General features: G+C 41.0%; 13 protein-coding genes. 9 read left to right on the forward strand and 4 right to left on the reverse strand.

Going from position 1 to position 10,622, the window contains the following annotated elements; all coding sequences use genetic code 11:
- Positions 1-245: 245 nt before the first annotated feature.
- Positions 246-1,610, forward strand: a complete 1,365-nt coding sequence (gene der, locus H6G32_RS22825) for a ribosome biogenesis GTPase Der (protein WP_190462449.1) — start codon at positions 246-248, stop codon at positions 1,608-1,610.
- A 256-nt stretch (positions 1,611-1,866) separates the two neighbouring features.
- Positions 1,867-2,796, forward strand: coding sequence for a CbiQ family ECF transporter T component (locus H6G32_RS22830; RefSeq protein ID WP_190462451.1), 930 nt, complete (start codon positions 1,867-1,869; stop codon positions 2,794-2,796).
- Positions 2,797-2,842: 46 nt separating this feature from the next.
- Here the strand turns inward: H6G32_RS22830 and H6G32_RS22835 are convergent, their stop codons facing one another.
- The gene (locus tag H6G32_RS22835) at positions 2,843-4,075 is read right to left on the reverse strand and encodes an RNA-guided endonuclease TnpB family protein (protein ID WP_190462453.1); all 1,233 of its coding nucleotides are present in this window, start codon (positions 4,073-4,075) and stop codon (positions 2,843-2,845) included.
- Positions 4,076-4,847: 772 nt separating this feature from the next.
- Here H6G32_RS22835 and pipX point away from each other — a divergent pair.
- The 4 genes from pipX to proC all read left to right on the forward strand — a co-directional run bounded on the left by pipX (position 4,848) and on the right by proC (position 7,661).
- On the forward strand, positions 4,848-5,126 hold the full coding sequence (pipX, locus tag H6G32_RS22840; protein ID WP_190462455.1) for a transcriptional coactivator PipX: 279 nt from the start codon (positions 4,848-4,850) through the stop codon (positions 5,124-5,126).
- Positions 5,123-5,791, forward strand: a complete 669-nt coding sequence (locus H6G32_RS22845; RefSeq protein WP_190462457.1) for a YggS family pyridoxal phosphate-dependent enzyme — start codon at positions 5,123-5,125, stop codon at positions 5,789-5,791. The genes pipX and H6G32_RS22845 overlap by 4 nt, the downstream gene beginning before the upstream one ends.
- A gap of 372 nt (positions 5,792-6,163) precedes the next feature.
- Positions 6,164-6,757, forward strand: a complete 594-nt coding sequence (locus H6G32_RS22850) for a cell division protein SepF (RefSeq protein ID WP_190462458.1) — start codon at positions 6,164-6,166, stop codon at positions 6,755-6,757.
- 88 nt (positions 6,758-6,845) lie between these two features.
- A complete protein-coding gene (gene proC, locus H6G32_RS22855) occupies positions 6,846-7,661 on the forward strand; it encodes a pyrroline-5-carboxylate reductase (RefSeq protein WP_190462460.1) in 816 nt (271 codons plus the stop codon).
- A gap of 118 nt (positions 7,662-7,779) precedes the next feature.
- Here the strand turns inward: proC and H6G32_RS22860 are convergent, their stop codons facing one another.
- The 3 genes from H6G32_RS22860 to H6G32_RS22870 form a co-directional block, all read right to left on the reverse strand.
- The gene (locus H6G32_RS22860) at positions 7,780-8,193 is read right to left on the reverse strand and encodes a type II toxin-antitoxin system VapC family toxin (RefSeq protein ID WP_190462462.1); all 414 of its coding nucleotides are present in this window, start codon (positions 8,191-8,193) and stop codon (positions 7,780-7,782) included.
- A gap of 2 nt (positions 8,194-8,195) precedes the next feature.
- Positions 8,196-8,498, reverse strand: a complete 303-nt coding sequence (locus H6G32_RS22865; RefSeq protein ID WP_309232624.1) for a DUF2281 domain-containing protein — start codon at positions 8,496-8,498, stop codon at positions 8,196-8,198.
- A 118-nt stretch (positions 8,499-8,616) separates the two neighbouring features.
- Positions 8,617-9,066, reverse strand: a complete 450-nt coding sequence (locus H6G32_RS22870; protein ID WP_190462465.1) for a hypothetical protein — start codon at positions 9,064-9,066, stop codon at positions 8,617-8,619.
- A gap of 221 nt (positions 9,067-9,287) precedes the next feature.
- Between H6G32_RS22870 and H6G32_RS26925 the strand changes: the two genes are divergently transcribed.
- The 3 genes from H6G32_RS26925 to H6G32_RS22885 form a co-directional block, all read left to right on the forward strand.
- Complete coding sequence (locus H6G32_RS26925) at positions 9,288-9,368, forward strand: type II toxin-antitoxin system HicA family toxin (protein WP_309232625.1); 81 nt, start codon at positions 9,288-9,290, stop codon at positions 9,366-9,368.
- Positions 9,365-9,544, forward strand: a complete 180-nt coding sequence (locus H6G32_RS22880; protein ID WP_242046709.1) for a type II toxin-antitoxin system HicB family antitoxin — start codon at positions 9,365-9,367, stop codon at positions 9,542-9,544. The genes H6G32_RS26925 and H6G32_RS22880 overlap by 4 nt, the downstream gene beginning before the upstream one ends.
- Before the next feature lie 382 nt (positions 9,545-9,926).
- Positions 9,927-10,622: RNA-guided endonuclease InsQ/TnpB family protein (locus tag H6G32_RS22885; protein WP_190462467.1), on the forward strand; the 696-nt coding region annotated here is incomplete at its 3' end.

The raw sequence follows: 10,622 nt of genomic DNA on the forward strand, positions 1-10,622 counted from the left end.
TTTGGCGGTTAATCACCTTCGAGGTGAGAAAATTAAAGAAAGAATTAAAGTAGCTACAATGGAGAGAGATGATATACTACGTCTCTCAAGAAAACAGTGCTGAGTTCCGAGTAACGAGTGTTGAGTAAAAAAAGTAACTCTTATACTCAGCACAAAAAGTTTGAAAAGCTAGCTTTTTCAATACTCAAAGTTTATTTTTAAAGTGACACTCAGCACTCAGTACTCAGCACTACGGAACTTTTTTAATGGGACTGCCAATCGTTGCAATTATCGGACGCCCAAATGTGGGCAAATCCACCTTGGTTAATCGTCTCGCCGGGGAACAGACGGCGATAGTTCATGACGAACCGGGTGTGACACGCGATCGCACTTATATGCCATCTTTCTGGAACGATCGCGAATTTATGGTTGTAGACACAGGTGGCTTAGTCTTTAACGATGACACCGAATTCCTCCCCCTAATTCGCCAACAGGCCCTAATAGCCCTTGCAGAAGCTTGTAGCGCGATTTTTGTCGTAGATGGACAAACAGGCCCCACACCAGCAGATGAAGAAATTGCTGGGTGGTTGCGCCAACAACCCGTACCTGTTTTACTCGCTGTCAATAAATGTGAATCCCCCGAACAAGGCGCCATGCAAGCTGCCGATTTTTGGGGATTGGGATTAGGTGAACCTTACCCCATCTCGGCGATTCATGGTAGCGGTACTGGAGAATTACTCGACGATTTAATTCAGCATATCCCCGCCGTTGAGGATGAGCCAGAAACTAACGTCATCAAAGTCGCCATTATCGGACGCCCAAATGTCGGCAAATCCAGCTTATTGAATGTTTTTGTCGGCGAAGAAAGAGCGATTGTCAGCCCCATTTCCGGCACAACCCGCGACGCCATCGATACCGTCGTCGAACGAAATGGGCAAACCTACCGCTTAATTGACACCGCCGGGATTCGGAAAAAGAAACACATCGAATACGGCACAGAATTCTTTAGTATTAACCGCGCATTCAAAGCGATTCGCCGCGCCGATGTGGTTTTATTAGTACTAGACGCCCAAGATGGAGCCACCGAGCAAGACCAAAAATTAGCTGGGCGGATTCTCGAAGAAGGACGAGCTTGCATTATCGTCGTCAATAAGTGGGATACAGTCGAAAAAGACTCCTATACCATCTACGACTATGAAAAAGCTCTGCAAGAGCGACTACATTTTACTGAATGGGCAGATACTATTTTCGTCAGTGCCTTAACAGGACAAAGGGTAGAAAAGGTTTTAGAATTAGTGAATCAGGCAGCTGAAGCACACAAACGCCGTGTGAGCACATCAGTAATTAACGAAGTCCTCACAGATGCAGTTAGTTGGCATTCTCCACCAGCTTCACGGGGTGGACGCCAGGGCAAGATTTATTATGGTACGCAAGTGACTTCGCAACCACCAACAATTGCCCTATTTGTCAACGAAGCTAAACGCTTTAACGAAAATTATCGCCGCTACATTGAAAGACAATTCCGGCAACAATTAGGGTTTAAAGGTACCCCGATTCGTTTACTTTGGCGGAGTAAAAAAGTCCGGGATATGGAAGGTGGAAATGTCAATCGTGCAACCCGTGTGAAATAGCAAAAATGCCGAAGGACTAGAAGTTCCACGCCAGTTGCTGCCTTTTGTCTCCTGCAAAGACGCTCCGCGAACATATTAGCTCTCCCCAACAACAGTGGTAACCCTGGCGACACAGAGGCTAGGAGAACAAAGTCGGCCCAGGCGGACTTAAAGAATTTGGAACCCGCCTAAGCGGGTTTTGTTTGTGTAGGAAACTAATAACCAATAACCAATAACCAATGACTAATGACTAATGACCAATGACTAATGACTAAAAATGGATTTACTGCGATCGCTACCACTTGGGCTTTACTTAGAACAACCCCTAACTTGGCTACATAAACTCGATCCGCGAGTTAAGTTTATTTGGTTGATGAGCTTCCTTACCAGCTATAGCTTTGCTAACAACTATTGGCGGGTGTTGCTGGTATTGCTATTAATTATTGCTACATTAACGGCAAGAATTCCCTGGAGAGTATGGCAACAGCAAATGGGCTGGCTGTTGATATTATGCTTGATGGTTTTAGCGATCGCCACTATCAGCCCTGATGGACTGGGTGTAAGTTATCAGCCACGTCTACCAGCTAGGGAACAAGTCTTAAACCCGCCAGCAACCGCTAAAAGTTCCGATGTTGTTGAAAAATCAGCAAGTGTCCACAAAAAATACAGCTACGTGCTATTTCATCAAGGCCCAGTTAAAGTAACTCGCCGTTCTTTAGATTTAGCTATCAGCCTGAGTTCAATAGTTTTTACCTTGATTTACAGCACTAACTTGTATTTGCTGACAACTGCACCAGAAGAAATTACATCTGGCATGGAAAGCTTAATGCAACCCCTGCGACGCTTCAATGTGCCTGTGACAGAACTGACTCTGACTTTAACTTTATCCTTGCGGTTTATACCTCTAGTTTTAGAAGAAGTGCAAAACTTAGTGCGCTCTGTAATGACAAGGGCAATTAATTGGAAAAAGCTGGGATTGAAAGGAACAGTCAAGGTTGGGATGATTGTAGCAGAGAGATTGTTAGAAAACCTGCTCTTACGGGCAGATCAAATGGCTAACGCCATGATGGTGCGAGGTTTTACCAGTCCCAATCAACATCGAGTGCAATGGCAAGATTTAAGACTAAAAGCTCCAGACTGGGTAGCTATTGCCACTTTAATTTTATTTTGGGGAGTACGAATTGCGATCGGTACTGAAATCCGATGATTGACTCTCAGACCCTTGACTTCTTAGAGAAGTCGGGAATCGTGAACTACCCACACTGACTTGGAGTACCAAGTACAGTGTCGGCTTCTGTACTCACGGGGGAGTGCCGCAACTTAGACCTTCGCCCAAGTTTTGGTCTTATCTCCCCTCCTACAGCAGAGACGGCTGAACCTTCCGCCTTGATCATTCTCATACCTTCTGCTCTAATATTTATCGCTGCATTTCCATCACGATCATGATGAGTGCCACAATGAGGACAAGTCCATTCACGGACATCCAATGGCATCTCACTCACTTGATAGAAACAATTAGAACAGAGCTTGGAACTGGGAAACCATCTATCAATCTCAACCAACTTTCCGCCAAAGCGTTCTAGCTTATAGGCTAGAAAATTGGTGAATGTTCCCCATCCTGCATCAGATATTGATTTTGCCAAATTGTGATTACAAACCATGCCCTTGACATTAAGACTCTCTACTATAACAGCTTGACTATCGCTGACCAACTTATAGCTAAGTTTATGCAGAAAATCTTGCCTAGAATTACTAATTCGTTCGTACAATGCGGCAACAACTTGGCGATATTTATTTCTTGATTTACTACCTTTTTGTTTACGTGCTAATTTTTTCTGCTTGCGCTTGAGATTTTTTTCGTACTTGGCAAGGTGTTTAGGATTATCATATAAGACAACTTTTTCGCCATCAGTGACAACAGCAAAGTGCTTCAACCCTAAATCAATACCGTAAATCTTCCCGAATGTAATAGTTGGATTTTCCCCTTCTACTTCCGTCAGGATAGATACAAAATATTTACCTGATGGTGTTTTACATACAGTTACAGTCTTAATTTTCCCCTCAACTGGTCTATGTATTTTGGCTTTGACTATTCCGATATTGCCAGGAATTTTGATATTACCATCTACAATTTTGACGTTTTGAGGATATTGAATAGACTGTTTTCCATGCTTGGATTTGAACTTAGGAAAAAGGGCACGTTTCTCAAAAAAGTTTTTGTATGCTGTGGTTAGATTTAGTGTTGTAGCTTGTAAAACTTGGCTGTAACAATCACCTAGCCAAATAGTATCTTCTGCTTTTTTGAGTATAGGAAGAAATGCGTTGAGTGCAGCACGGCTAAGTCCTTTACCCGTCTCTTTGTAAGTTTCAATTGACTTATTTAGAGCATAATTCCACCACCATCTAGCACATCCAAAAGCTTGCGCTAGTTGTGTTTCTTGTTCTTTTGATGGGTATATACGAACCTGAACAGCCTTGTGTAGCAATCAAATCACCTCCTTGATATATCTATTTTACCATGATATATTATTTTTGGTAAGGGTTGAATACATAATTTTGCAAAAACCTCAAATGTTCTTTGCTCTTACTCGGCTATGCCTCGTATTGATTGAGAACGATTTCGCTTTTTCCCGCCTTATATCCCGCCACTGATTTGGAGTACCAAATTCAGTGGGGGACTTACGGCGTAATAGTTAAATTTAAATTTGGGAAAGTGCGATAGCGCAAGCGCTGACTTGTCAGTTCGCCTAGAGTCTTCTAACAGCTCGGCTTTTGGGAATTTGCAGAGAATGCCATGCCTAAGGCAAGCTACGCCAACGCAGTCACAGACTCATCCTACTCCCCCTGCCCCCAGTAAAATTACTTATTTTGTGCCATAAAGCCAGAATTATGGCAGGATAGAGACAAGCCCGTGCAAAGCGAAATCTGAGGATTACTTTTTACCTTTAGAAATTTCCAAGGGTGCTTTCTCAGTGGGGAACCGTCAACAAAAGAGTAAGGATGTTTCTGTGCCCAGTCCCAAACGGCTTTTGAGTCTGATTCAACTAGGACAAAACACAGTTGCCCCTATTTCCCCTTCCTACCGCCAACTTCATCTACCAACGACAAACTAGATCAAGGTCTCCACAAAAGCCATTCAACGGCAAGCCGTCGTGAGTCGCCCATTTTCAGAAAATATTCTGGCGAATATTGGTATTATCGTCTGAATGTTGGTCTTTGACTGCGAAGAGATATATATAATCCCACCTTGACTATTAAATGAATCCAGAAAGCTCAGAAACTTACATCAATCATCCAACTTGGGGTTTACTCTACAAAATCTGCATGGTTGATGATAACCAGGATCTTTTTACTACACTTTATGCTCAACGTTTATTTTTTTTGGTAGCCAGTGACGTTAAAGGGATTAAATTTCAGCCTATAGGACGTACCGAAGCGAGAATGATGCTAGAAAATCGCTTACGTACAATGCGTCGCGGTGGACAATCTCCGGAGTACGATCAACTTCAGACTATTTTCCAACGCACCTTCCAATGAGTAGTTCGCTAATCGAACATATTGCCACCATTTGTGCCTCTCTCCCCAGTTCAGTGAGGGTAATTGCTGTCACAAAGACAGTTCCCACTGAACTGATGCGGTATGCCTACACCGCAGGAATTCGCGATTTTGGAGAGAGTCGCATCCAAGAAGCAGCCAGCAAACAAGCCGAGTTGCAAGACTTATCGGATGTTACCTGGCACATGATCGGACATTTGCAAAGCAACAAAGCCAAAAAAGCTTTAGAACAATTTCAGTGGATTCACTCTGTAGATAATTTGCATTTAGCCCAACGATTAAATCAATTAGCGTCACAGATGGGAGTCAGTCCTCAGGTTTGCCTGCAAGTGAAAATTCTCCCTGATGCTAACAAATCTGGTTGGAGTGTGCCAGAATTATTAGCTGACTTAAGTGCGCTTAATCAATGCAAAAATTTACAAATTCAGGGTTTAATGACAATTCCCCCTGCTGGCTTAGAAAATGGGGAAATACTAAATGTTTTTAATAGTACTAACGAACTAGCAAAAAAAATTAAATCACAAAATTTATCTCATATTAAAATGCAGCACCTGTCAATGGGAATGTCAGGCGATTACCAATTAGCAGTCTCAGCTGGTGCGACGATGGTACGATTAGGAACAATCTTATTTGGCCAGCGGTTCTAGCATTTTGCTCATCAGCTGGGGAATAAGTATAATAAAAGCCGAGCGTTAATTACATAATAATTCGATACATCTTAGTTAAATAGGTGTCAAAAGATAATAGTATTGACTAGTCTTGACAAAAGTAATTACTAAGACAAAATGAGTTATAACAACTTTCCTTGGGACAATTCTTAGGATATAATCTTGACTCATTGTTCTATCCAGGTAGTGTACAGTTCTTTTTAAAAGTGCCCGTTCACCACCAAGACTTGTACTAGAGTTTACTCTCCAGCAATAAACTTGCTGAGTTATCCAGCCACCGTAGGGTTAAGAACTGGCTATAAAAGTTTACAGCCAGATCAATTAAGGTCGTTTGCACTAGGAGCTGACAAAATGAATAATATATTTTCCAAACTCAGGGACTTTGTGGGCTTGAATGAGCAAGTAGAATACGAATACTACGAAGAAGATGCAGATACAGAAGGCTACCAAAATCTGTATCAGCAAGAGAATACCCCACCAGCACCACAAGAAGCCACGCCACAAAATCGACGTTGGAGAGAACCCATGCCTACAATGGGAGAAGATGTAGCCACAGGACAAAAGCCTATGAGTAATGTTATTGGTATGCCCGGAGCAATTAATGGAATTTCTGAAGTTTTAGTGCTTGAACCACGAACTTTTGAAGAAATGCCTCAGGCAATTCAAGCATTGCGCGAGCGCAAGTCTGTGGTATTAAATTTAACTATTATGGATCCGGATCAAGCCCAACGGGCAGTAGATTTTGTGGCGGGTGGTACTTATGCCCTAGATGGACATCAAGAGCGCATTGGTGAAAGCATCTTTTTGTTTACACCAAGCTGCGTACAAGTAAGTACTCAAGGCGGGTTTTTACATGAAGTACCACAACCTCCAGCACGTCCCTCTCGCCCCACAGTACCAAATCAAGCTTGGGGTAACGAAGCAAATCGGATGGCACAACAATAAAGTTAAAAGTTAAATTAGTCTTTAGTCCTTAGTCTTTAGTCCTTTGTCCTAATGACTAATGACCTGTTTGACCAATGACTACGAACGAATGACTATTAAATTTGGCTTAATTGGCGGCGGGGTAATGGGAGAAGCGCTCTTATCCCGCCTTATTGTCCAGGGAATTTATCAAGCATCAGAAGTTATAGTTAGTGAACCGCAATCCTCGCGTCAGAATTTTTTACAGCAGCAATACGAGGTCGCTGTCACTAGAGATAATCACTTGGTTTTCGCTCAATCCACAGAAGTGATACTTTTGGCAGTGAAGCCCCAGGTATTTAGTGCGATCGCACAAGAATTAGCAGATATTACGGCTACAGAACACTCTCCTCTAGTGATTTCCATCTTAGCGGGTGTGCCTTTAAATCAGCTAGAAGCAGCCTTTCCCCAAATGCCAGTTATTAGAGCCATGCCTAATACCCCGGCCACTGTGGGAGCGGGAGTGACGGCGATTTGTTTAGGCGCTTACACCAACGCCAAGCACCAGCAAATAGCACAACAGATTTTTTCGGCGGTGGGGGAAGTGGTGGAAGTTGCCGAAATGCTGATGGATGCAGTGACAGGACTATCCGGTAGTGGCCCGGCTTATGTGGCACTGATGGTAGAAGCACTCGCTGATGGGGGAGTAGCAGCAGGTTTACCTAGAGCAGTTGCCAATCAACTAGCCCTGCAAACTGTACTAGGAACAGCAAGACTCTTACAAGAGAGCAAACTGCACCCGGCAGAACTCAAAGACCGTGTTACCAGTCCTGGGGGGACGACAATAACCGGTGTTGCTCAACTAGAAAAGGCAGGATTTCGTTCAGCTTTAATTGAAGCTGTCAAAGCTGCCGCAACACGGGCGCAAGAACTGGGGAAAGGGTGATAGATTAGGCTTTGTCAGCATTGACATAGCAATAACAGCTTCGTGATTGCGATCGCTCTGGTAATAATTACTAGAGTAAGCCATTGCCTGCTTCCCCATTTCAAGGTTTAGTATCTTTTCAAGGAAGTATTTTAAAGTAATCACAATGCTTTGGACGCACAAGAGAAAAATCGCGGCGATCTAGAGTTAGAACACAGGTAATGCCTAATCTTTCTGCAATCGTAACTATTACAGCATCTACGAAATCGAGTTGACTATCAGCGTATTGCTCTAAAATCTCATTAACTCTTTCTAAATCTATAGTCGTAATTTGCTCTAGCTGTGTACCGCTAATAGCCAGATTAGCGAGAAAACGACGCATTGCTTGATGCCCTAATCTTGATGAAATCAAATAGCAGACTTCAGGAAGAACAACACTGGGAAGTAGCAGCGGCTCACTTATGGTTTGTGCCACAGCAAGAACACGTTCGTGATTGCGATCGCTTTGATCTGCCAGTGCAAACAGAAAGCTAGTGTCAAGGATGACAGTCATACTTACTTATCTGAATTTCTACTCCAACCGCGAATAGGATCAACTTCATTTGCCAGAATCTCTTCATCCCTTTCTGAAACATCCTTTTCTGCTGAATTTCCCAAGCCTGCAACTGAAAGCAAAAAGTTTGCACTAGTTTTTTGGGATTCTTTTTCAGTTGCTTTATAGCGAAGGTAATCAACAAAATTGATGAGTTCAGCGAGGGAATCCTCTGGCAATGTTTTAATTGACTCAATAATCTGCGCTCGGTTTTTGGTTAAAGTATCCATATCTTTATTTAAATGAATGCTGCTTACTTCAAACACACTATTCTATTCTGACTGAAATTGCTGTCTAATGGTTAAACTCACCCGTCACTAATAATCTTAGGCTTACACTCTGATGCTAACTGCATCAATCGAGTAGAAAAGTTTTTGAGTCGCGTTAGTTCGGCAGGTGTATACTTCCATATATATAATCTGTTAAATCTTTTAACGCTTTTACACTTTCGTTGATATGCTTAGGCAATCCATGCTTGAAAAAACTTTCTACTCCAAATATAAAATTGCCAATTTCGGCTGAATCAAATTTGTTTGACGTCTTGGATTGTATAAAAACAAACTTTACATCTAGTCGATGAAATCTATTCTTTAAATCATCAACTTCATCTTTTGAAAACACCAAATTATTATTAACTTTAATTGCTGCACCGTCAAAAGCCATATCTCCACCACCACCTACACTTACATCTTCAACTTCAAATCTTTCAGAGTGAAGTCGAGACACAATACAGTGGTTGACAAAATATTCAAATAATTTCGGTTTCTCAACATTTTTAGGGTAACTATATTCTTTTTGAAAGTCATTTAGATAAGCTTCTGTAATTCTGTCCATACTACTTCTATGTAATTTAGTATTTTTCGTATTTGCTACATAATAACCAAAGACTTGAGGTTATTTGAGGTAAGCACCCTATACATAGTTAGACAAAAAAGTTCTGTCTAAATTTTTACTATGAACACCATAACACAGTACTGTAGTAATTTTTATGTTTCTATACAGAGCTTTTACTTAGAGGCAGTCATCGTATCCTCAAACATCAAAGCAAATCAGGTATCGTAGTTGTACCTGGAAAACCAAGTGATGATATTCCAGTAGGTACACTCTCATCGATTTGGAAGCAAGCAAAATTATGAAAGAAAAAATGATTGAGTACACAGTCATCTACGAACGTGGCGAGACAAACTGGGGCGCATATATTCCTGATCTACCTGGTTGTGTCAGCATTGGTGACACTCTGATAGAAGTACAGGAAAATATTAAAGAAGCGATGGCGCAAAGCGCCCGCCGGAGGCGATCGCACTGTATCTAGAAGTATTAAAAGAAGATGGACAACTCATACCGGAACCTTCCACAGAAGTTGGTAAAGTAGCAGTGACAATATGAATACAACTACTGCAACATAAATTTACCATGCAAGGAATAGCCGTTACTGAAACTATCACCACTATCGCTGAAGCGGAAAGACGATTTGGCTTGAGCCGCAGTGAATCTAAGGATTTTTTTCCAGAATGGTATTGGTAAACTTCACTGATTTTATAGACAGACTTTGCCAAATATAGATAAATGTATTAAGATATTTGTCAAGGTTGAGAACAACAAATATGAAACTATCAGATTATGCTAAATTAATAGGAGTGAGCTATAAAACAACGTGGTGAGTTTAATACTATAAAATGTCTTCAGGAGGATGAATGCAACTAGCTGAAAGACACATCATCAAAAAAACTCATAAAAGCTATCAAGAAATTGATAAGCTTTGCTTTCTTTCTAAAAATCTCTATAATATTGCCAACTACTTAATTAGGCAATCCTTCTTTAAAACTGGTGAAATTCTCAGTTATAATCAGACCCAAAAACTATTACAAAGTCAGTTTGATTATAAAAATCTGCCAGCGAAAGTAAGTCAGCAAATATTAATGATTTTAGATAAGAACTGGAAAGCATTTTTTCAAGCACAAAAGGCTTATCAAGAAAACCCATCTAAGTTTTTAGGCAAACCAAAATTACCTAAATACAAACATAAAGAAAATGGGAGAAACCTTTTAGTTTATACTATACAGGCTTTATCTAAACCATTTCTATCAAAAGGACTTATTAAACTTAGCCAGACTGAGATAGTTTTCCCTACTCAGACTAAAAAAATAGCACAAGTGAGGATTATTCCCAAACTTAATCATTATGTTATTGAGGTGATTTATCATCAAGAAGAAAAACCAAAACAGGTAGATAATAAGAGAATTGCCAGTATTGATTTAGGATTAAATAATTTGGCTACTGTAACTTTCAATCAAGCAGGTTTAATACCTTTCTTGATAAATGGCAGACCTTTAAAATCCATTAATCATTTTTTTAATAAAAAGAAAGCTAAATTACAGGTGATTCTCAAA

This window comes from Cylindrospermum sp. FACHB-282, assembly GCF_014697195.1.
Taxonomy (GTDB): Bacteria; Cyanobacteriota; Cyanobacteriia; order Cyanobacteriales; family Nostocaceae; genus Cylindrospermum.